The 21,457-nt window shown below is 65.0% G+C and carries 22 protein-coding genes and 1 pseudogene; 7 read left to right on the top strand and 16 right to left on the bottom strand.

Annotation, left to right across the window (positions count from 1 at the left end; translation table 11 throughout):
• Positions 1 to 10: 10 nt before the first annotated feature.
• Positions 11 to 835 carry an IS5-like element ISGdi2 family transposase gene (locus tag GDIA_RS13545; RefSeq protein WP_012553437.1) on the bottom strand — a complete coding sequence of 275 codons (825 nt, stop codon included), beginning with the start codon at positions 833 to 835 and terminating at the stop codon, positions 11 to 13.
• 135 nt (positions 836 to 970) lie between these two features.
• Between GDIA_RS13545 and GDIA_RS13540 the strand changes: the two genes are divergently transcribed.
• On the top strand, positions 971 to 1,252 hold the full coding sequence (locus tag GDIA_RS13540) for a type II toxin-antitoxin system RelE/ParE family toxin (protein ID WP_012228624.1): 282 nt from the start codon (positions 971 to 973) through the stop codon (positions 1,250 to 1,252).
• A gap of 16 nt (positions 1,253 to 1,268) precedes the next feature.
• Positions 1,269 to 1,547, top strand: a complete 279-nt coding sequence (locus tag GDIA_RS13535) for a HigA family addiction module antitoxin (RefSeq protein ID WP_012228623.1) — start codon at positions 1,269 to 1,271, stop codon at positions 1,545 to 1,547.
• Between the two features lie 57 nt (positions 1,548 to 1,604).
• Here GDIA_RS13535 and GDIA_RS13530 read toward each other — a convergent pair whose 3' ends face one another.
• The 11 genes from GDIA_RS13530 to GDIA_RS19285 form a co-directional block, all read right to left on the bottom strand.
• Entirely contained in the window at positions 1,605 to 2,960 is a 1,356-nt protein-coding gene (locus GDIA_RS13530) for an inorganic phosphate transporter (RefSeq protein ID WP_012554502.1), read from the bottom strand.
• Positions 2,961 to 3,169: 209 nt separating this feature from the next.
• Entirely contained in the window at positions 3,170 to 4,891 is a 1,722-nt protein-coding gene (locus tag GDIA_RS13525) for a hypothetical protein (protein ID WP_220792603.1), read from the bottom strand.
• Between the two features lie 555 nt (positions 4,892 to 5,446).
• The gene (pstS, locus tag GDIA_RS13520) at positions 5,447 to 6,451 is read right to left on the bottom strand and encodes a phosphate ABC transporter substrate-binding protein PstS (RefSeq protein ID WP_012228618.1); all 1,005 of its coding nucleotides are present in this window, start codon (positions 6,449 to 6,451) and stop codon (positions 5,447 to 5,449) included.
• Between the two features lie 163 nt (positions 6,452 to 6,614).
• Complete coding sequence (locus GDIA_RS13515; protein WP_012228617.1) at positions 6,615 to 7,823, bottom strand: ATP-binding protein; 1,209 nt, start codon at positions 7,821 to 7,823, stop codon at positions 6,615 to 6,617.
• Positions 7,824 to 7,860: 37 nt separating this feature from the next.
• Positions 7,861 to 8,592, bottom strand: a complete 732-nt coding sequence (phoB, locus tag GDIA_RS13510; RefSeq protein ID WP_012554500.1) for a phosphate regulon transcriptional regulator PhoB — start codon at positions 8,590 to 8,592, stop codon at positions 7,861 to 7,863.
• Positions 8,593 to 8,604: 12 nt separating this feature from the next.
• On the bottom strand, positions 8,605 to 9,300 hold the full coding sequence (gene phoU, locus GDIA_RS13505; protein WP_012228615.1) for a phosphate signaling complex protein PhoU: 696 nt from the start codon (positions 9,298 to 9,300) through the stop codon (positions 8,605 to 8,607).
• Positions 9,301 to 9,325: 25 nt separating this feature from the next.
• The gene (gene pstB / locus GDIA_RS13500) at positions 9,326 to 10,123 is read right to left on the bottom strand and encodes a phosphate ABC transporter ATP-binding protein PstB (RefSeq protein WP_012554499.1); all 798 of its coding nucleotides are present in this window, start codon (positions 10,121 to 10,123) and stop codon (positions 9,326 to 9,328) included.
• Between the two features lie 34 nt (positions 10,124 to 10,157).
• Positions 10,158 to 11,063, bottom strand: coding sequence for a phosphate ABC transporter permease PstA (gene pstA, locus GDIA_RS13495; RefSeq protein WP_012554498.1), 906 nt, complete (start codon positions 11,061 to 11,063; stop codon positions 10,158 to 10,160).
• Position 11,064: 1 nt separating this feature from the next.
• Positions 11,065 to 11,982 (bottom strand): phosphate ABC transporter permease subunit PstC, encoded by a 918-nt coding sequence (pstC, locus tag GDIA_RS13490; protein WP_012554497.1) that lies wholly within the window; start codon positions 11,980 to 11,982, stop codon positions 11,065 to 11,067.
• 200 nt (positions 11,983 to 12,182) lie between these two features.
• A complete protein-coding gene (locus tag GDIA_RS13485) occupies positions 12,183 to 14,816 on the bottom strand; it encodes an EAL domain-containing protein (protein WP_012554496.1) in 2,634 nt (877 codons plus the stop codon).
• Between the two features lie 386 nt (positions 14,817 to 15,202).
• The gene (locus GDIA_RS19285) at positions 15,203 to 15,355 is read right to left on the bottom strand and encodes a hypothetical protein (RefSeq protein WP_012554495.1); all 153 of its coding nucleotides are present in this window, start codon (positions 15,353 to 15,355) and stop codon (positions 15,203 to 15,205) included.
• 381 nt (positions 15,356 to 15,736) lie between these two features.
• Here GDIA_RS19285 and GDIA_RS13480 point away from each other — a divergent pair, with 381 nt between their 5' ends.
• Both GDIA_RS13480 and GDIA_RS19280 read left to right on the top strand, forming a co-directional pair.
• Positions 15,737 to 15,943 (top strand): cold-shock protein, encoded by a 207-nt coding sequence (locus GDIA_RS13480; protein WP_012228610.1) that lies wholly within the window; start codon positions 15,737 to 15,739, stop codon positions 15,941 to 15,943.
• A gap of 272 nt (positions 15,944 to 16,215) precedes the next feature.
• Positions 16,216 to 16,425, top strand: coding sequence for a hypothetical protein (locus GDIA_RS19280; protein WP_012554494.1), 210 nt, complete (start codon positions 16,216 to 16,218; stop codon positions 16,423 to 16,425).
• Between the two features lie 264 nt (positions 16,426 to 16,689).
• On the opposite strand, the gene istB is transcribed toward GDIA_RS19280, so the two are convergent.
• A complete protein-coding gene (gene istB / locus GDIA_RS13475) occupies positions 16,690 to 17,469 on the bottom strand; it encodes an IS21-like element ISGdi17 family helper ATPase IstB (protein ID WP_012222757.1) in 780 nt (259 codons plus the stop codon).
• Positions 17,459 to 18,982 carry an IS21-like element ISGdi17 family transposase gene (istA, locus tag GDIA_RS13470; RefSeq protein ID WP_012226833.1) on the bottom strand — a complete coding sequence of 508 codons (1,524 nt, stop codon included), beginning with the start codon at positions 18,980 to 18,982 and terminating at the stop codon, positions 17,459 to 17,461. The genes istB and istA overlap by 11 nt, the downstream gene beginning before the upstream one ends.
• A 112-nt stretch (positions 18,983 to 19,094) precedes the next feature.
• Between istA and GDIA_RS13465 the strand changes: the two are divergent.
• A pseudogene (locus GDIA_RS13465) lies at positions 19,095 to 19,766 on the top strand (IS481-like element ISGdi9 family transposase); the annotation flags it as partial.
• Between the two features lie 291 nt (positions 19,767 to 20,057).
• On the opposite strand, the gene GDIA_RS13460 reads toward GDIA_RS13465, so the two are convergent.
• On the bottom strand, positions 20,058 to 20,474 hold the full coding sequence (locus GDIA_RS13460; RefSeq protein ID WP_012228587.1) for a type II toxin-antitoxin system HicB family antitoxin: 417 nt from the start codon (positions 20,472 to 20,474) through the stop codon (positions 20,058 to 20,060).
• Positions 20,471 to 20,653: a type II toxin-antitoxin system HicA family toxin gene (locus GDIA_RS18745; RefSeq protein WP_012554491.1), complete on the bottom strand. Its 183-nt coding sequence runs from the start codon at positions 20,651 to 20,653 to the stop codon at positions 20,471 to 20,473. Before GDIA_RS18745 ends, GDIA_RS13460 begins: the two co-directional genes overlap by 4 nt.
• Before the next feature lie 101 nt (positions 20,654 to 20,754).
• Here GDIA_RS18745 and GDIA_RS13455 point away from each other — a divergent pair, with 101 nt between their 5' ends.
• Both GDIA_RS13455 and GDIA_RS18740 read left to right on the top strand, forming a co-directional pair.
• Positions 20,755 to 21,135: a hypothetical protein gene (locus tag GDIA_RS13455; RefSeq protein WP_043458994.1), complete on the top strand. Its 381-nt coding sequence runs from the start codon at positions 20,755 to 20,757 to the stop codon at positions 21,133 to 21,135.
• Positions 21,129 to 21,455 (top strand): hypothetical protein, encoded by a 327-nt coding sequence (locus tag GDIA_RS18740; protein ID WP_012228584.1) that lies wholly within the window; start codon positions 21,129 to 21,131, stop codon positions 21,453 to 21,455. The genes GDIA_RS13455 and GDIA_RS18740 overlap by 7 nt, the downstream gene beginning before the upstream one ends.
• Positions 21,456 to 21,457 lie beyond the last annotated feature (2 nt).

The following is a 21,457-nucleotide window of genomic DNA, read 5'->3' as shown; positions in this document are numbered from 1 at the left end:
GTTTGGAAAGTCATGGATGAGCGTTTCTTCGGGTGAGATTGGCGCCCATGGCGACGAAGATCATGGCCTGTGAGACATCGATGCGACGCTCGTAATCGCGCACGAGGCGTCGCCATCGGGTCATCCATCCGAAGGTTCGCTCCACGACCCAGCGCCGGGGGAGAACCTCAAAGCCTTTCGCTCCGTCCCTGCGACGGATCACCTCGACGACGAAGTCCAGGTAGGCAGCCTTGTCCATCAACTGGAGCCGGTCATAGGCACCGTCCGCGAATAGATGCTTGACCCACGGCCAGCGCTTGCGGATCGCGTCCAGGATCATCTGCGCTCCGGCGCTGTCGGAGATGTCCGCCGGCGTCAGGTTGACCATCAGCAGGCGTCCGTCCGTATCCACGGCGATATGCCGCTTGCGCCCGACAATCTTCTTTCCAGCGTCGTAACCTCTTGTTTTCGCGTGCGGCGCCTTGATGCTCTGGCTGTCGATCACTCCGGCCGAAGGGCTGGCTTCACGGCCCGAGCGCTCCCGGTCAAGCATCAGTTCCACATCATGAATGGTCTGGAACAGGAACCGCCGGGCCAATTCCCTGAACCAACCATAGACCGTACGCCAATGCCCGAAATGGATCGGCAGCATTCGCCAGCCGCAGCCGGATCGAACCAGGTAACGAACCGCGTTGATCACCTCGCGGAATTCGATCTCGCGCGGACGCCCCGTGCGTCCCGGCTCGGGCATCAGTGGCGCGATGCGCGCCCATTCCTCCTCCGTCATATCAGACGGATAACGCTTCGTCTTGCGGGTAATCCTGGCCATGCGGCCTCTCTGCTCTGGCGTCCACATCCAGAGCTTGAATCACACTTCAGCGACTTTCCAAACAGGCTCTGATCATATCCGAAACCGCGCCGGACCCAGCCCGCATGGGCGGCAGAAGGCCCCGTCCTTGACTCACCACTTGATATGCAATACGTACCGCATATGATTCGAACCTTTGCCGACAAGCGAGCGGAACAGGTTTTTACCGGGAAGCTGCCAAAAGGCTTTCAGGCGCAGATCGCCAATGCGGCACGACCGAAACTGCGCATGCTGGCAGCGGCGACCGTCCTCGACGATCTGCGGGTCCCGCCGGCAAACCGCCTTGAGGCACTGGCTGGCGACCGGCAGGGGCAATACTCGATCCGCATCAACGACCAGTTCCGGATTTGCTTCGTATGGCGTGACGGCGACGCCTATGATGTCGAAATCATCGATTATCACTAAGGCCAGGAGGTCGGACATGACCGAACTTCACAACGTATCGGCGGGCGACGTGCTGCGGGAGGAATTCATGCTCCCGTTCGGCCTGTCCGCCCGCGCCCTGGCGGCGGAAATCGGCGTGCCGGCCAACCGCCTGAGCGATATCGTGCGGGGGCGGCGGAGCGTGACGGCGGATACGGCCATCCTGCTGGCGGAACGGTTTGGTACATCCGCCGAATTCTGGATGAACCTCCAGGTGGCCTACGACCTTGAAGAAGCACGGGAGAAGCTGGCAAGCCGGCACCGCTCCACCCTGTAATCCCAGCCAGCCGGAACCGCACGCCGGATCGCCACCAGCGCGCGTTTGCGGACAGACTTACCCTCCCAGGACGTAGAACAGGCTGGCCGCGACCGCGATCGTGACCGGCAGGGTGCAGATCCAGGCCAGGGCGATCTTCATCAGCATGCCGCGATTGATGCCCGATCCCGATCCCAGCATGGTGCCGGCGATGCCGGCGGTGATGATGTGGGTGGTGCTGACCGGCAGGCCGGTATAGCCCGCGGTGGCGATCAGCCCGGCGCCGACCAGTTCCGCCGACGCGCCCTGCGCGGGCGTCAGGTGGGTATTGCCGATCTTCTCGCCCAGCGTGTGAACGATCCGGCGATAGCCGACCATGGTGCCGATCCCCAGGCACAGCGCGCTGAGCAGCCGCACCCACCAGGGCGCATATTCCACCGTGGGACGCAGTTCCCGCCCGATGCGGGCCGCGACCGCGCGGTCGGCACCGCTGGCGGCCCTGCTGGCCGAAACCGCCTTCAGCCCGGCCACGACCTCGTACAGGTCGGCACGCAGTTGCGACGCCACCACATGGTCGGCCTGGGTGTGCGACAGGCGCGCGGCGGATGCCAGCGCCTCGGCCCGCAGCCCGTCATGGTCGTAGGCATCCAGCAGCGGTGCCGCGATCGCGGCGCGTTCGGCAATGTGCGCGATATCGGGTGCGGTTGCGGGATTCAGCGCGAAGGTCGCGGGCAGCAGGCCGATAATCGTCAGCATGATCAGCCCGATGCTCTTCTGCCCGTCATTGCTGCCGTGCGAGAAGCTGACGCCGGTGCAGGTCAGGATCAGCAGCCCCTTGACCCAGCCGCGCGGCGGCGCGTCACCCTGCGGCGGCTGGTACAGCGCCGGGTCGCGCACCAGATGCTTCAGCGCGAAATACAGCGCCCCCGCCCCCACCAGCCCCAGCAGCGGCGAAATCGCCAGCGCCCGCAGGATCTTCCAGATCTGCGACCAGTCCACCGAATTGCCCAGGTCGCGCGTATGCAGCAGCGCGTCGCCGACCGCGATCCCGATCAGGGCGCCGATCACGCAATGGGAACTGGAATTGGGAATACCGAACCACCAGGTGAACAGGTTCCACGCCAGCGCGGTGCCGAACAGCGAGATCAGCATCGGCACCGCCGGGTCGCCATTGGGCGGCGACAGCACGTCGGCCGGCAGCAGTTCCACCAGGCCGTAGGCGACGCTGATGCCGCCCAGTACGACGCCGACGAAGTTCATCAGCCCCGACCAGACCACCGCCGTCCGGGGCTTCAGCGAATTGGTATAGATGACCGTCGCCACCGCATTGGCGGTGTCATGGAATCCGTTGACGAATTCGAACACGCAGACCAGCAGGAAGCAGGCGAGCAGCGCGAGGATCGAAAACAGCGAATAAGGTGCGAAATGCAGCATGATGCCGAAGACCGGTTGCAGTGATTTCGAACAACTACAGAAATAATATCATATTTTCATATAATATCAGGACATTCACAAAACATTCACAGGGTACCCAATGCGGCTCCCCCCAACGCAAAAGCGGCGCCCCCGGAATCGACCGGAAGCGCCGCTTCTCCAATATCCAGCTGGTCCCATGGGACCGGCCGGGACAACCGGGCGATGCCTTATTGGAAAGGCATATAGCGCATCGACAGGAAGACCATGTTGTCGTCGGTATGCGCCGTTCCGCCGACACCCGCGAAGGCACGGACGTTGGTGTAGGAATACTGCATGCCGAACTGCATGGTGCCGTAATCGCCATGCAGGTAGCGCCACCAGAAGCCGACCGTGCCCTGGGTCACGCGCTTGATGTTCGTAGCCGTGCAGTTCGAGGCCATTTCCGTCTGGCAGCCCGTAGCGATCAGGGCCGGATTGCCGTAGCCGTAGGCCTTGTTGCCGACATTGAACGAACGGCCGCCCAGAATGTCTTCCATGCCGCCATAGGCATAGACATCCATCGACTTGATCGGATGACCGACCAGGCCGGCCAGAACCTGCGCTTCCGGCAGGGCGACCGGCGCGCCGAAGCGATTGGTCGTGGCGTCGGCCAGATTGCTGGTGCCGTATCGGCCGATGCCGTTTCCGACCAGGCCGGACGCCTGGAAGTCCAGCTTGTGCTTGATGATCGGGATCAGCATCGCACCGCCGCCGCCGCCGGCCACGACGACATGGCTCTGGCCATGACCCAGATAGCTGACGCGATCGTGCAGGAAGCGCATCATGCCCAGGGCTTCGAAGTGACCGAACTTCGGATCGGCCGCGCCCTTGAGGATGATGTCGGGCGCCACGTCATCCGAATAGGTGGTGGTCGCGTTGTTGACCTGACCGCCGGCCGTATTGACCGTAACGGTCGAACCCGGCGGCGCGTAGTTGGTTCCCCCCCAGACCGACTGCGGGTTTTCCAGCGACAGACCGATATGGTACTCACCGTGATTGAAACCCTTGACGGCACGGACGCCGGTATTACGCGTCCAGGTAAAGCCCGGAAGGTACTGCGCGTCGATCACAAGCGGGATGTTCTCGTTACGCTCGTCCATGCCATGCTTGAACATGGTCGCCAGCGACCACATCTGGCCGCCCGCTACGTACCAGTCGTTCTCCGTATCCTGCAGTTCGCCATACACTACGCGTGCACGCAGAACGTAAGAGTTGGATTGACGCGAGTTGGACGCCGTGCCGGAGCCCTGGAAATCCACTTCGGAATAGCCCGACGCATGCAGATGGCTGTTCAGGTCGCCCTGCACCAGAACCGAAAGGCGGCTCTGACGTTCGGTCTGATGGTATTCGTTCATATGGGCGTTCGGCGAGTTCAGCCAGGGAATCGTCGCGAAGTTCGAGCTGATATCCGAAGCTTCGTTGCGTGAACGGAAGATGCCCGCCATTTCGAAGAAGCCACCGAGGGTGATCGTCACGCCACCGATTGCGAACTGCCCTTTGCGGAGCGGTGCTTGGGACGAGGAACGAGCCACGGGCATGCCGGTGATCTGCCCATAGGGCGTGTTGTTGATCTGGGGAGCCGGCGACTGCGACGCGCTCAGCCCCTGCACACCGCTGACATACGTGGCCTGCCCCTGCGCACCGCCGACATAACGCGGCGTGGCCAGCCCCTGCGCGCCGCCGACATACTCGCGCCGCATGGCGTATGGATTGCTTTCAGCTTCGATACGTGCCTGGCGGGCAGCATCACGCGCTTCCTGCACTTCGCGCGCATGCTGGGCCTGCTGGGACTTCATCTCCTTCAGTTGGACCTGAAGAAGCCGGATCTGCTTCTCCATGACGTCGATCGACGTCTCGGCATGTGCGGACTTGCCGGGAAGGCACTGAGCCCAGACCAGGGCACTGGTCAAAAGGAGAATGCTCTTCTTTGGTTTGAAGACGGGCACCGGTTTTCTTTCCCATAAAAGAAGTGGACGGCCCCAAGTAGGAAATTGACTGATTTTAATCCAAAGAAGGTTCTTGGTCAGAAATGCTACAATTTTATTACATTGAAATATAATTCTGAATATTTTTAATAATTATTATTTAATAATCATTTATTAATTATAAATAACTCGCACAGCCAATTAATTTTCGCAATATGTCAAACCATTTTGTTCATTATTCATAATTTTAAGCAATTACCTTCGGACTATAAATGAACATTTATGATCGTATTCATATCGTTCCGAAGAAAATACTGCACACAACCGGAAATGCAGCCCGACAGACCATCGACATCCGGCAACACCGTGTCTTTTCTGCAACGGCCCGATGGACCGTGCCCTGCCGAAGCCGGGCAGGGACTGCCGCCGACCCACATGCCAACCGCCCCGAACAAACAAAACGGGCGGGGGCACAAGGCCCCCGCCCGTCAGACACGCGTTTCCAGACCCCTTGCGGAAGCCTGTTGGCGGGTGCATGCCTTACCAGGCGGCGCGAATCGACGCCTTCACCTCGGCCGGCAGGACGACGTAGTCCAGGCCACGGGCAATGCCGTCGCCATTGTCGAATGCCCAGCCGAAGAATTTACGCACGGCCGCGCCCTGGGCGGCATCCTTCGCCTGCTTCGGCACCAGCACGTAGGTCGCCGAGACGATCGGCCACGCGCCCTTGCCGGACGTATCCAGCAGGTCGACCGCGAAATTGGCGGCGCCCTTCCAGTCGGCGGCGGCGGCGGCGCGCGAGAAGCTGTCCAGGTCGGCGGTCACGAAATCGCCGGCCTTGTCCTTCAGCTGCACCGTCGTCATATGGTTGCGGCTGGCATAGGCATATTCGACATAGCCGATGCCGCCTTCGGTGTTGCGGACCGACGCCGCGACGCCGTCATTGCCGCGCGCGCCGACACCGCCGGGCCAGGAAATCGAGCTGCCGGCGCCCGTGCCGTCATGCCACGCCTGCGACGAGCGTGCGAGGTAGGACGTGAACACGAAGGTCGTGCCCGACCCGTCGGCGCGGTGCACCGTCGCGATGGGCAGGTCCGGCAGGTTCACGCCCGGGTTCAGGGCGGTGATCTTCGCATCGTTCCACGAGGAGATGTCGCCCGAATAGATGCCGGCCAGCACCTCGCCGGTCAGGCGCAGCGTGTTCGCGGCGATGCCCGGGATGTTCACGACCGGAACGATGCCGCCCATGACCGTCGGGAACTGGAACAGCGCGCCCTTCTGCAGCTTGGCGGGGTCCATCGGGGCATCCGAGGCGCCGAAATCGACCGTGCCGGCCAGGATCTGGTTCTGGCCCGCGCTGGACCCGACGCTCTGGTAGTTGACGGCGACGCCGCTGGCGCTACGGCCGGCCGAACCCCAGGCCTCGTAGATCGGGGCGGCGAAGCTGGAGCCGGCACCGGTGATGTTCGCGGCATGCGCGACGGAAAGGGCAACCGGGGCAGTTCCCAGAAGGACGGCGGCAAACACTGTGACAGAACGACGCATCGAGTTCAGATCCCTGACGAGCGTGACAGACAAGCCCGGCCAGGCCCCGCTAAGCGCCCCCCAGGCTGCCCTTCTCCTAGCCCGGATCGGCTGGCCAGGGGAGTGATGTGTCCATGACAGTTTCATGACGCTTCCAAGACATCGGCCTGACACCGGCCCGGCATCAGCCTGCCAGCGGAAACCACACGGTAAACGCCGTCCCCCGTCCGACCACGCTGTCGATGGTCAGCCGCCCGTCATGGCGGTCGATGATGTGCTTGACGATCGCCAGCCCCAGGCCGGTGCCGGTGCGCCGCGCCGCCGTGCCTTCGACGCGATAGAATCGCTCGGTCAGGCGCGGCAGGTGCCGGGCCTCGATTCCCGGCCCGTTATCCGTCACGGCAAACGCGATCCCGTTTCGCGCCCCGCCGGTCGCGCCCACGTCCACTCCCACCATCGCCGACGGCGCCGCCTGCCGCACGCGCAGGCCGATCCGCACCGCGCGGTCGGATTCGCCCGATCCGTATTTGATCGCGTTCTCGATCAGGTTCAGCAGCACCTGCACGACCTGGTCGGAATCACCGGGGAAGGACGGCAGGTCGTCCGCCATGTCGATATGCAGGGTGGCCGGCCCACCATCCAGCAGGGGGGCCGTCTCGTCGCGTACCCGCGCGATCACCGCGGCCGGATCGACCTGGCCGCGCGGCTTGCGGTGCTCGCTCATCTGCACGCGCGACAGCATCAGCAGCCGGTCCAGCAGGCGCTGCATCCGCGCGGCCTGCCCGGCCATGACGCCCAGGAAACGCTGCTGCGCCGGCGGATCGTCGGCGGCGGGGCCGCGCAGGGTCTCGATGAACCCCGTCAGCGCCGCCAGCGGCGTGCGCAGCTCGTGGCTGGCATAGGCCACGAAATCGGTGCGCATGCGCTCCACCGCGTCCTGCTCGCTCACATCCAGCAGGGTCGCCAGCACCACCGATTCCCCGCGCCCGATATCGACGCGCCGGAACTGGGCGCGCACCGCGCGGCGCACCGGCACATCCAGCACCATGTCCACTTCCGCCCGGTCGCCCTCGTGCAGCCGCAGCAGCGCCGATTGCGCGGCGGGATGCCGCACGATCGCGCCCAGGCTGTCCCCGAACAGTTCCCACGCCCCGGGCCCCGCATGCAGGATGCGCCCGCCGGCATCCAGCACCAGGATGGCCGCCGGCACCAGGTCCAGCACCTCGATCATGCGCGACAGGGCATCCGCCGAAGGCGGGGCCGCGCGGGCGGGATCGCTGCCAGGGTCCTCCGTGGCGGCCCGGCGCCGCCCGGCGACCATCCGCCACCCCATGCCGCCCGCCGCCAGCAGGGCCATGCCCGCCACGACATCCTCGGGCCACAATCCGGCCATGCCTAGGTCCCGCCGCTGCCCGGACCGATCCGCGCCGTCAAGGACGCGGATCGTCCAGGGCGTAGCCCGCCGCCCGCACGGTGCGGACGATATCGGCCTCGCCCGGCCCGTTCAGGATCAGCCGCAGCCGGCGGATATGCACGTCCACCGTCCGCGGTTCCACATGCACCCCGCGTTCCCACACCCGCTGCAACAGGTCCTCGCGCGAGAAGACCTGGCGCGGATGGCGCAGGAAGAATTCCAGGATGCGGTATTCGGTCGGCCCCAGGGTCAGTTGCCTTCCGTTGCGCTCGGCCCGGTGGGCGACGGTGTCCAGCGTGACGTCGGCGAAGCTCAGCATCTGCTCGGCCGGCGGCGCCCGGCGCATCAGTGCGCGGATGCGGGCCTGCAGCGCCTCGATGCTGCAGGGCTTGGTGACGTAATCGTCGGCGCCGATATCCAAGCCGCGAATATGGTCGGCCTCGCCCGCGCGGGCGGTCAGCATGATGATCGGCAGGGTGCGGGTCGCTTCCTGGTCACGCAGCCGGCGGCAGACATCCAGCCCCGACAGGCCCGGCAGCATCCAGTCCAGCACCATCAGGTCGGGACGCCGGACGGCGACACGCGCCAGGGCCTGCTCCCCGTCCTCGGCCACGCCGACCTCGTATCCCAGTTTTTCCAGGTTGTAGCGCAGCATCATCAGCAGCGCCTCGTCATCCTCGACCACCAGGATGTACGATTTGCGGCCGTTCGTCTGACCTTCGTTCCCGTTCGCCATCGTTCCGGACATTCCGCTACTCCGTCACACCACCGGGCCGCCGCGCGGCCGCGCGACAGGCAGTTGCTCGCCGGTCGCGGCGTAATAGACGCGCTCGGCGATATTGGTCGCGTGGTCGCCGATCCGCTCCAGGTTCTTGGCGATGAACAGCAGGTGGGTGCAGGACCGGATGGTCCGCGGGTCCTCCATCATGTAGGTCACCAGTTCGCGGAACATGGCGGTGTACAGCTCGTCCACCGCCGTGTCGGATTGCCAGACCTCAACCGCGCCCGCGCCATCCTGCTGGCTCATCGCGTCGATGGCGCGGCGCAGGTTCTCCTGTACCAGCCGCCCCATGGTCCGCAGCCCGCCCAGCGCCAGGCGCCCGTCGCCGGTCTCCAGCCGCAACGTGCGGCGCGCGATGCTGGCGGCGCAGTCGCCGATGCGCTCCAGGTCGCCGGTGATCTTCATCGCCGACACGATCTCGCGCAGGTCGCCCGCCATCGGCGCGCGCAGCGCCAGCACGCGGATCGACAGCGCCTCGACATCGCGCTCCAGCGCGTCGACCTGCGGGTCGCATTCCGACGCCGCCATCGCCGCGTCCTCGTCCCGATCGACGATCGCGGCCATCGCCATCGCCATCTGGCTTTCGACGATACCGCCCATCCGCGCCATCATGGCGCGGATCTGGCCCAGTTCCTGCTCGTAGCTGCTGACGGTATGCGCCTGTTCCTTGCCCACGCTGCCCCCTGTCTGTCAGTCCGTGTCAGCCGAAGCGGCCGGTGATGTAATCCTGGGTGCGGCGTTCGCGCGGGGCGGTGAACATGCGGTCGGCATTGTCCACCTCGACCAGCTCGCCCATGTAGAAGAACGCCACCCGGTCGGCGCAGCGCGCCGCCTGCTGCATGTTGTGCGTCACGATCGCGATCGTGAACTCGCCCTTCAGCTCGTCCAGCAACTCCTCGATCCGCGCGGTGGAAATCGGGTCCAGCGCGCTGGTCGGCTCGTCCAGCAGGATCACCTCCGGCCGGGTCGCGATGGTCCGCGCGATGCACAGCCGCTGCTGCTGCCCGCCCGACAGCGCCAGCGCCGACGCCCCCAGCCGGTCCTTCACCTCGCCCCACAGCGCCACCCGCCGCAGCACGTCCTCCACCCGCTCGTCCATCTCCACCCGCGTCAGCCGGTCGTGCAGCCGCACCCCGAAGGCGATGTTCTCGTAGATCGACATCGGAAACGGCGTCGGCTTCTGGAACACCATCCCCACCCGCGCCCGCAGCACGTTCAGGTCCAGGTCCGACGACAGGATGTTCCGCCCGTCGAACATCACCTCGCCCGTCGCCCGCTGCCCCGGATACAAATCATACATCCGGTTCAGCACCCGCAGCAGCGTCGACTTGCCGCAGCCCGACGGGCCGATCATCCCGGTCACCCGCCGCGCCGGGAAATCCAGCGTGATGTCCTTCAGCGCGTGGTTCGACCCATACCAGAAATCCAGGTTCCGCACCGCCAGCGCCGCCGTCGACGCGGCCGCCGCCGGCACATCCTGCATCACCGTATCCCTCATGCCATCATCCTCGTGGATATCCCTTTGGGCCATCCTACCGCGCCAGGCCCGCGCGCCGGCTCCATACCCGCACCAGCACGTTCAGCACCAGCACCCCCGTCGTCACCAGCAGCGCCCCCGTCCACGCCAGTTGCACCCAGTCGTCATAGGCCGACCCGGCATACTGGTAGATCGCCACCGGCAGGCTGGCCATCGGCGCGTTCAGGTCCAGCGACCAGTTCATGTTGCCCAGCGACGTGAACAGCAGCGGCGCCGTCTCGCCCGACACCCGCGCCACCGCCAGCAGGATGCCCGTCAGCACCCCGCCCCGCGCCGCCCGCAGGCAGATCTGCAGCACCACCCGCCATTTCGGCGCCCCCAGCGCATACGCCGCCTCGCGCATCGTCAGCGGCACCAGCCGCAGCATGTCCTCGGTGGTGCGCACCACCACCGGCACGAACAGCACCGCCAGCGCCACCGCCCCCGACAGCCCCGAGAAATGCCCCACCGGCGCCACCAGCGCCAGATACACGAACAGCCCGACCAGGATCGACGGCGCCGACAGCATCATGTCCGACACGAAGCGCACCACGTTCACCACCCGCCCGTCCTGGCTGTATTCCGACAGGTAGACCCCGGTCAGCAGCCCCACCGGCGTGCCGATCGCCGCCGCCAGCCCGGTCTGCAGCAGGCTGCCGACGATCGCGTTGGCCAGCCCGCCCCCAGCACCCGGCGGCAGCGTCGCCCGCAGGAAGGTCGCGGGCGACAGCCCGGGCAGCCCCCGCACCAGCAGCGTCAGCAGGATCGAGCCCAGCGCCGCCAGCACGATCCCCGTCGCCGCCAGGCTCAGCCCCGTCGCCACCCGGTCCACCAGCCGCCGCCGCACCGCCAGCGGCCCGCCGCGCGCCCAGCCATGCCCGGCCGCCGCCGTCCCCGTCATGCCCGTCGTCACGCCCGCCATCCTAGACCCCGCCCCGGCGCAGCAGCAGCCGCGAGCACGCCAGCGTCAGGAACGAGATCACCATCAGGATGAACCCCAGCGCCAGCAGCGACGACAGCTTCAGGCTGCCCGCCGGGCTCTCGGGAAATTCCAGCGCGATCAGCGACGCGATCGTGTTCCCCGGCGCGAACAGCGACCAGCCGATCCGGTTGGTGTTGCCGATCACGAACGTCACCGCCATCGTCTCGCCCAGCGCGCGGCCCATCCCCAGCATGATCCCGCCGATCAGCGCCGGGCGCGACCACGGCAGCGTCACGTTGCGCATCACCTCCCACCGCGTCGCCCCCAGCCCATACGCGCTCTCGCGCACCTGTGCCGGCATCGCCATGAACACGTCGCGCATCACCGCGCACACGAACGGCGTCACCATCACCGCCAGCACCAGCCCGCCCGTCAGCAGCCCGGTGCCATACGGCGCGCTGCGCAGCACCGCCCCCAGCACCGGAACAGGACCCAGGTGGTGGTTCACCCACGGCTGCACATACCGCGCCATCACCGGCACGATCACGAAGAAGCCCCACATGCCGAAGATGATCGACGGCACCGCCGCCAGAAGCTGCACCGCCATCCCGATCGGCGCCGCCACCACCGCCGGCGCCATCTCCACCAGCCAGAACGCAATCCCGAACGCCAGCGGCACCGCAAACAGCAGCGCCAGCACCGTCGTCACCACCGAACCGAACACCGGCGCCGCCGCCCCGAAATGCTCCGTCACCGGGTTCCACACCGTGCTCCACACAAACCCCGGGCCAAACGCCGACCACGCCGCAACGCCGCCCCACGCCAGGACCGCCACCAGGCCGCCCATCAGAACCAGAATCGACAGCGCGCACGCCCGCACCACACCCGCAAACAGGCGGTCACCCGCCACGCGGCCCATGATTCCATCCGTGTTTCCGGTGAATCCGATTGCGCTTCGCCCCGGCGGAGCAGCGCCCCGCACCACGGGTTGCGGCATCTGCTGCATCCATCCGTTCCCGATGCCGTCTCTCTTCCCACCACCCATAGCCTTCGGCCCATCCCGCTTCAATCGGACAGGACCAGGGGGGCAGTTAAGTTTTTATGACATGGAGGAAGGGGCTATGCGCCCACGACCCGACGCGGCAGCGCCTCCGGCACGGGGCGGGACCGGTGCCATTCCTCCAGCCAGGACGGCACCTTTCCGGCATCGAGGGGACGCGACATCAGGAAGCCCTGCACCACCGGGCAGTCCAGGCCGTCCAGCAGGTCGAGCTGCCGCTGGGTCTCGACGCCCTCGGCCACCACCGTGACCCCCAGGCTCTGCCCGATACGCAGCACCGCGTTCACGATGGAATAGGTATCCCCCGCCCGCTCCAGCCCGACGACGAAGGCCCGGTCGATCTTCACCTCGCTCAGCGGCAGGCTGACCAGGTTCGCCAGGCTGGAAAATCCGGTCCCGAAATCGTCCATGGACAGGCCCACGCCCAGAGCGCGGATCGCGCGCGCCGCGGCGATGGTCGTTTCGGAATCGGTGATCATCGTGCTTTCGGTGATTTCCACCATCAGGCGCCCGGGTGGAATGCCGGATTCCTCCAGGATGGACCCGATCAGGCCCGGCAGGCCCGGATCGCTGAAATGCCGGGCCGACAGATTGACCGACACGACCGGAATCCCCACCCCGTGGGCCATCCAGATCGCCATCTGGCGGCAGGCCTGGCGCAGCGCCCATTCCCCCAGCGCCTCGATCAGCCCGGCTTCCTCGGCCATCGGGATGAAGCGCGTGGGCGGGATGTCGCCCCATTCCGGATCATGCCAGCGCGCCAGGGCCTCGACCCCATACAGCGCCCCGCTGCGCGAGCGCACCTGCGGCTGATAGACCAGCCGCAGCCGGCCATCGGCCAGCGCGTCGCCCAGCGCCGAGGCCAGCATCACCCGGTCCTGCGCCCAGCGGTTCATTTCCGGGCTGAAGAAGCGATAGAGGCTGCCCCCGGCTTCACGCGCCCGCGACACCGCGATCTGGGTATGGCGCAGCAGCGTCTCGACCGTGCGCCCCTTGTCGCGGCCGGCGCAGATTCCGATGCTGATGGGCGAACCGATCGGCATGCCGTTGACGACGACCGGGCTGGCCAGCGCGCGCAGGATCGCCCCTGCCAGGGTCGAAGCCCGATCGACCGCCATCATCCCGCTGCGATCGCGGCACTCCGGCTCCGTCCCGTCATGGCCGCAATCCGTCAGGATGGAAAACTCGTCCTCGCCGGTACGGACCAGGATGTCGTCCTGCCCCACCACGGCCCGCAGCCGTTTCGCGATGCCGCCCAGCACCTCGTCCGCCGCGGCGCCCCCCAGCGCGTCGCGGATTTCGCGATAGCGGTTGACGTCGACCGACATCAGCGTCAGGCCGCACCAGTTCGCCGCCCCCTGGCGGGCCGCCAGATGCTCGCGCAGCCACGTGCGGTTGGGCAGGCCGGTCACCGCGTCGTAATGCGCCAGATGCGCGATCTGCGCCCGGGCACGCTCCTGCTCCACCGCCAGGGTGCAGAGCTGGATGCAGGCATCGACCACCCGCCGATGCCACGGCGACGGCTCGCGCAGAGTCTGGAAATACAGCGCCAGGCTGCCCGCGACCGTGCCGCCGCGCAGGCGTATCGGCACCGACCAGCATGCCACCACCCCCAGGGGCCGCATCAGGTCGCGCATCGCCGGCGTCCAGTTCGGGTCGGTTTCGATATCGGAGGTCAGGACCTCCTGCCCCGAAGAGATCGCGGCCCCGCATGTGCCCGCCATGGGGCCGACCGGAAACCCGTCGCATGCCGCCGCAATGGCGTCGGGCATCGCCGCACGACCGGCCATCCAGGCGGTGCCGTCCCCGCTCAGCAGGATGATCGACGCCATGACGCCCGGCGCGATCGCCTCGATCCGCGCGCAGATCAGCGTCATGACGTCGTCGAAATCCATGGCGCGGGACCCGGTGACCCCCGCCAGCGCCGAGGTCACGTCCAGCCGCAGGTGCTGCAGTTCCGTCGCCGGGGTCTCGTCGGACAGGATGACGATCGCGCCGCCGTCCAGCACGCCGCCGTCGCGCACCGGACTGGTCGCGGTGGACATCCAGATATCCTGCCCCGACCGCGACCGCGCGTGCAGGTCGCGGCCGAAGGTCCGGCGCCCATGCAGGTCGCGGCGGAATTCGCCCAGCGCCGCCCGGTCGTCCACATCCGGCGAGAGGATGACGGACACGTCGCGCCCCACGACATCCTCCGGCCGGTAGTCCAGCAGCCGCGTGAAGGCCGGATTGACGTAGACGATCCGGTCCCGGTCATCCAGGACCATCACGCCGCGGCCGGCGTGGTTGACGATCGTGGAAAACAGATGCGCCGCCGTGCGCCGCGCGACCTCGTCCGTCACGTCCCGCAGGGCCGCCACCCGTATCTCTCGCGGCGTCTCCTCCGGCACCTCCAGGCCCACGCCCGGCAGGGCGCCCCCCCGGTTCAGGGTCACCTCCAGCCACAACGCGGCGCCATCGCGGCCTGCCAGCCGCACCTCGCGCGGGGTGCCGTCCGGCGTCATGTCCATGTCGGGCAGCAGGACCGCCAGCGAACGGCTGGCCCATTCCTCGGGCTGTCCGCCGCACAGGCGCGCCGCCGCACGATTGATGAAGAGGATGCGCCCGTCCGCGTCGGTCACGACCACGCCGCCGGGCATGGCATCCAGAACACCTGCCAGGACAACCGGAAGAGTTGACGGCCCGTCGAACATCGCCACCTTTCCTCTTCTTTATTCCCGGCGTGGTCCAGAGACCCGCAAGACGGCGTTATCCGACCGGAACGGTCGAACTGGACCCTAATGCTAACTTACTTCACATCCGTACTGCAATCATGGTCCGCCCTCTTTTCTCTACATTCCGCACATGGCAGCCATTCGGCAAGTAAAACCGCGCTTGAAATGATACGAGACGGCGCAGGCCGGCATATCCCGATGCCCTATGCGACCCCGGGTCATGGCGCATCCGCGCCACGATCGGCAGGGAATGAGATCGTTTCTTATTAACAACGACACATGTGGCCGAAAACGGCCGGAGGTCCTGCCCGGCGGCGGGGGCAGCCGCCAGACAGGACCCGTCGGGATCATCCCCCCGGAAACGATCAAAGCGGGATCGTCGGCGCGAACGCGCAGGCCAGGACGATGGCCGCCAGGAACCCCGCGACGATCGCGACGGCGACCAGCGCGGTGCGGCGCTCGTGATGGGTGGCGAACGGGGTCTCGGCTTTCGGTCCATTTTCCACAATCGGTGTCATGGCAGCCTCCTATGCTCCATGCCCCTCCAACGCGCGGCCGGCCCGGGCGTTTGGCCCCACCGCCGTCCCCGGCGCGGTCTCACCGGAATGTGCCCCCACGCCGGTCCATGCGCGCCGGGTGCCGATGGCGGGCCTCCCGCCCCGGGCGAGGAGGAACCACAACCCGTTGACAACGCGCACCTTTGTGCGAATTCGGCCGACCGGACGAATAAACTCGTGCATTCCCGGCGAAAAATCCCTACAAGCTTTTCACGGCTGGACTTTTCAGCCACGGCAAGATTTCAATGTAGCCGCACTAGCGACAACCTGGCGTCTCCGAAAAACGAAAAGTCTCAACCCCGGGCATGTTCGCTCGGGAGCCGTTTACGAAGGAGACCTGTCATGGCTACAGGCACAGTCAAGTGGTTCAATTCCCAGAAGGGTTTTGGCTTCATCCAGCCGAATGACGGCAGCAGCGACGTGTTCGTGCATATTTCGGCCGTCGAGCGCGCCGGTCTGCGCGGGCTGAACGAAGGCCAGACCATCAGCTACGAGCTGGAGACCGGCCGCAACAACAAGACCTCGGCCGTCAATCTGAAGGCCGACTAAAGGCTGGCGGTTCCGATCCCTTCGGGGAGTACGGACACGGCTTCGAAAAGGGCACCGCAAGGTGCCCTTTTTGCGTTTCAGGCCCCTGGTGGCCGGTTTACGGGTGAGGCCGAATTTTTACAATTTTCACATTCTAGTGATGACCGATTTCGGTTATCGTTCCCATGCTGTGCGAATGACTTCGGCCGGGCTCCCGGACCCGGCCCTTTTCCATCCTTCGCCGAACTCTTTCGTGGTCGAAATGTTCAGACCGGCGAAAGGGGATATCCGCCATGTCCGACGCCGGCCTCTCCCGCGAGGGACTCATCTGGAAAGTAGCCATGGCCGTGGCCCAGGCCGAAAAGGGCATCACCGCCGACCCCAACAGGGGCCGCCTGGGCGGAGACCGCACCTATATCCTGGCGCTGATCAAGGAAGTCGCGGACACCATCGATGCGACCGGCAAGCCCCCCGAACCCGCCATCGAATCCCGCGCCGAATAACGCCGGCCGTCACCTTGCAGCCGCATCGCGGCTGCCCATTGTTCTACGCCAACCCACGGAGGCCACGATGGACACGAAGAAGGGACGCAAACCCGCTGGACAGGCAAAAGCCCCGACCCGCCCAGCAACCGTCGGGACCAGGACGGACGCCTACGCCGACATCACCCGGGGAAAGGACTGTTAATTTCTGCTGAGATTTGACCCTGGGTTTTCATCGAGAACTGACCCGGCCTTTGGTTATCTCTGCTATGTTTTATGGGCTGGTCAAGCGGTTGCCTTTTCCTTCCGGTTCCTGGGGGCGGCGGAGCTTGCGCGGAACCGGTAGCTGTCATTTCCGGTTTCGAGGATATGACAGTGGTGGGTAAGGCGATCGAGCAGGGCTGTCGTCATTTTGGGATCACCGAAGACTTCGCCCCATTCGCTGAAGCTCAGATTGGTGGTGATGATGACGCTGGTGCGCTCGTAGAGACGGCTGAGGAGATGGAACAGCAGGGCACCGCCTGATGCGCTGAACGGCAAATAGCCAAGTTCGTCCAGGATCACGAGATCGAGGCGCAGGAGACGTTCCGCGATCTGTCCTGCGCGATTGGCGGTTTTTTCCTGTTCGAGGGCGTTGACGAGGTCGACCGTGGACCAGAACCGTATCTTCTTGCGGTGATGTTCGATCGCCTGCACGGCAAGTGCGGTGGCCAGATGGGTCTTGCCGGTTCCTGGTCCACCAATGAGGACGACGTTGTCGGCACGGTCGATGAAATCCCCGGCATGGAGTTGACGGACCATGGCCTCGTTGACCTCGGCGGCCGAGAAATCGAACCCTGCCAAATCTTTGTAGGCCGGGAACCTGGCAGTCTTGGTTTGATAGGCGATGGAGCGCACCTCTCGCTCGGCGAGTTCCGCCTTCAAAAGCTGGAAGAGGACGGGGATGGCGGCCTCGAATGCCGGCGCACCCTGTTCGGTCAGTTCGGCCGTGGCCTGGGCCATGCCATACATCCGCAGGCCGCGCAGCATGACGACGAGGGCACCGGCCGCGGGATCATGACGCATGACGGGCCTCCCCGCGCAGGGCGTCATACCGTCCGGTATCGGCCTGAGGCTCGCGTTCGAGCACCAATGCCTGCGGCGCGTCGAGCCTGGGTGCTCCTGTTTTCTTGGCGTCCGTCAGACGATGCAACGTATTGAGGACGTGTGTCTTGGTGGCTACTCCCTCCTCGAGCGCGAGTTCAACCGCGCAAAGCACGGCCTGCTCATCATGCTGCAGCACCAGGGCGAGGATCTCGACCATTTCCCGGTCGCCGCCCGTGCGCCGGAGGAGGTGCGTCTGCAGCGTCCGGAACGCCTCGGGCAATTCAGAGAAGGGCGCGCCATTGCGCAAGGCCCCGGGTTTGCGCTGGAGCACCGCCAGGTAATGCCGCCAGTCATAGATCGTGCGACCGGGCACGCCGTGGGACCGCTCGACGATCCGGGGATGTTCGCATAGTATCCGTCCCTCGGCCGCGATCACCAACCGGTCGGGATAGACGCGCAGGCTGACCGGCCGATTGGCAAAAGAGGCGGGCACACTGTAGCGGTTGCTTTCGAACTGCACGAGGCAAGTCGGCGAAACCCGTTTGGTATGTTCGACGAACCCGTCGAACGGGCGCCCTGGAACCATCAGGTGAGGCACTTCCGCCGCATGGGCCTCGGCGAGGCTGCCGGGCAATTCGACATGCCTCAAGATAGTCCAACGTTCCCGGCAACGCGCCTCGAGCCAGACGTTCAGGGAGGCCAGATCAGGAAAATGCGGCATCTCCTGCCAGATCTGCCGCCGGGCGTCCTGGACGGTCTTCTCGATTTGACCTTTCTCCCAACCCGCTGCCGGATTGCAGAACTCCGCCTCGAACAGATAATGGCTCACCAGGGCCGAAAAACGCAGATTGACCTGGCGGACCTTGCCGGGCCCAACCCGGTCCACGGCGGTTTTCATATTGTCAAAAATACCTCGACGCGGCACCCCGCCCAAAACGCGAAAGGCTTCCGTCAGCGCGTCGAACAGCATCTCGTGAGTCTGGAGCGGATACGCCCGCAGAATGAAGGCCCGGCTGTAGGACAGCTTGGTGTGGGCGACCTGCAGCTTGACGCGCCGCCCCCCGATCACCGCCCAGTCCTCTCCCCAGTCGAACTGGAAGGCCTCTCCGGGTTGAAAGCGCAACGGAACGAACACGCCGCGTCCCGTCGTCTGCCGCGCCCTTTGCTGTTCCGCCTTCCAGTTCCGGATAAAGGCCGCAACCCGTCCATACGATCCGTCATAACCCAGCGCTACAAGATCCACATGCAGGCGCCGCCCCGTGCGGCGCTGCTTGCGCGACTTTGACGTCTCCAGAGCAAGCCAGGTCGCCAGTTTCTCCGCAAACGGGTCCAGCCGGCTCGGACGCTCGGCAACCTTGAACTGCGGCTCAACCGTCTCCGCCCGGAGATACTTGCGGATCGTGTTGCGCGACAATCGCGTCCGACGCTCAATCTCGCGGATCGGTACATGATCCCGGTAATGCCACCGCCGGATCACACTCAACAATTCCATGCTGATCACTCCTTTAACCCCCGGACAGTTGCTCCGGGGAAGTGTCAGACACGGGTCAATTCTCAATGAAAATTTCCGCCCCTACAGGGTCAGTTCTCGCTGGAAATCAACACGCCATGGGATCAGCCGCCTGCCCGAGACCGAAGGCGACAAACCGAAACGGTCGAAGTTCAAGAGTTATCCGATCGGCTATTTTCACATCGACATTGCTGAAGTCCGCACTGAAATGGGGCGCCTTTATCTTCTGGTGGCGATCGACCGGACCTCGAAATTCGCTTTTGTCCAATTGCACGAGAAAGCGACACGTCGCGTTGCCGGTGACTTCCTGCGTGCTCTGGCCGCTGCGGTTCCCTACCGCATCCATACCGTGCTGACCGATAACGGCACGCATTTTACCGATCCGGCCGGCAATGGACGGACACCCGAAGACATCAAGGCCATGCGGGCGGATGGTGTCCTGTTCCGGTGCCACTCTTTTGAACTGGCCTGTGCTGATCTCGATATCGAGCATCGACTGACAAAGCCGCGACATCCCTGGACGAATGGCCAGGTCGAGAGGATGAACCGCACGATCAAGGACGCCACCGTCAAGCGCTTCTACTACGAAACACATGACCAGTTGCGTCAACACCTCGCCGACTTCGTTACCGCCTACAATTTCGCCCGCAGGCTCAAGACCCTGCGCGGCCTCACTCCATATGAATTCATTTGTCAGCAGTGGGAAAAAGAACCATCACGGTTCATACATAATCCGCACCACCAAATCCCGGGACCAAACATCTAGGCGAATAACAGCGGCGGTCAATCAACCGGCCCCCTGGGAAGGGCCATTATGAGAGCCTCGGGCTGTGGGTAATGGAACTCGGCCTACAAGAGCAGGGCTATTCCACCCAGCCGGTATGTTCATTACCCAGTTCCCCAAGCGGTAAAATACTAGCAGACCAAGAACAAATGGGAGGCCAGAAAGGCCGGGCAGAACTTCAGCTACGAAACCGGTTGTGTGTTGCACACGGCAATTCTATCCGCGCTTCTCCCGGCCGGTCACATGAATTCGCGGTGGGGCAACGGGTGCCCGTCATGCGCTTAGCGCCAGCTTGGCGATAAACCCAGAGCGTGTTTCTCCCGCATCTTTTGCCCGGCTGTCCAGCCGAGCCAGGACACGACGCGGAAGTGTGATGTTCACACGCTCGGACGTATCGTCGAACAACGTAGGATCGACGCTCGCAAAGCCCCAGATCCATTCCGGTCCAGACCATTCCAGGCTGGCGCGCAGGCCATCGAGCGACGACGGACGCGGGATGGACTGCCCGTTATCGATGGCATCTTCGACCCATAGAGCGATGGCCTCGGAAGCATTGCTCACCGCCTCGTCGAACGTGTCGCCGGCGGAGAAGCACCCCGGCAAATCAGGCACGACAACGCCATATGCCTCAGCGTCCGAACCGCGCTCGATCACGATAGGATATCGCATTTTCCCCTCCTGCCGGGTCATTTCAATCCGGCCTGCTTGCGAATGGCGGCGACCAATCCCTTTCCCAAGCCCTTCTTGGGATGGGGCACCGTGACCGAGTGTCCGTGATCGGGGTGGCGGAATATGTGGTGAGAGCCACGCGACCGAACCTCCATCCATCCCGCTTTCTTCAATTCCCGGATCAGGTCGGCGCTGTTCATGTACCTCTTATACACACGATACACATCTTCGGCAACGGAAGAGTGTGTGCAGTGTGTATTTTGGCGACGATCGGGGCAATGAGACGTACCGGGAAACAGTCTTGGCCGCGCAGAACTTCCGCAACGTGGCAAACCGGACGGCGCCCGCATCGACGGCGACGACCAAGAGCACCATCGCCCCGCTGGGTTTGGCCTTGCTGTTCGCTGCTGGACTTGATTGCAGCGCCTGCACCATGACCGGCAGCACGACCACGATCGACACGGCCGAACTGGCGGCCGATGCCGGCGCGATCGATTTCGCTGCCCAGGCGATCGAGAGCATCCCCACGCTGTCCTCGCACCTGAGCGCGGACCAGGTCGCTCAGGTCAATGCGGCCCTGACCCGGATCAAGACCATCACGCGTCCACGTCGGGCTCGATCGACATCAACACCGGCAAGGGCTGGGCATCGTCCCTGGCGACCGAGTTCCAGACGGTGCTGACGATCGCGGGAACTGTGGCGTCGGCCCTGGACCCGTCCGTAGCCGGCTACATCGCGACGGCCGAGCAGATCATCCCGCTGATCGAGGCGGCCGTGGGCCTAACGCCGGCGAAACTGTCGCTGCGGCCGGGTTCGTCGGCGACTGTCCGCGTGAACGGCTCAGTGGCATCGCCAATCCGCCTGCGCGTCTGGGGTCAATCCCCAGCCCAACCCGCGTTTGCCTTGCATGACCGTAGCGCGATCAGAATCGCACGGATGGGGGAACAAGGGCCACGTTTCCCCGTTCGTCTGGCCGAGGAAATTGCAGGCACTACATTTTAGGA

Origin of the sequence: Gluconacetobacter diazotrophicus PA1 5 (assembly GCF_000021325.1) — a bacterium.
Classification (GTDB): domain Bacteria; phylum Pseudomonadota; class Alphaproteobacteria; order Acetobacterales; family Acetobacteraceae; genus Gluconacetobacter; species Gluconacetobacter diazotrophicus.
The sequence above is the reverse complement of the archived record's forward strand: the minus strand, read 5'-3'. Positions and strand labels throughout refer to the sequence as shown.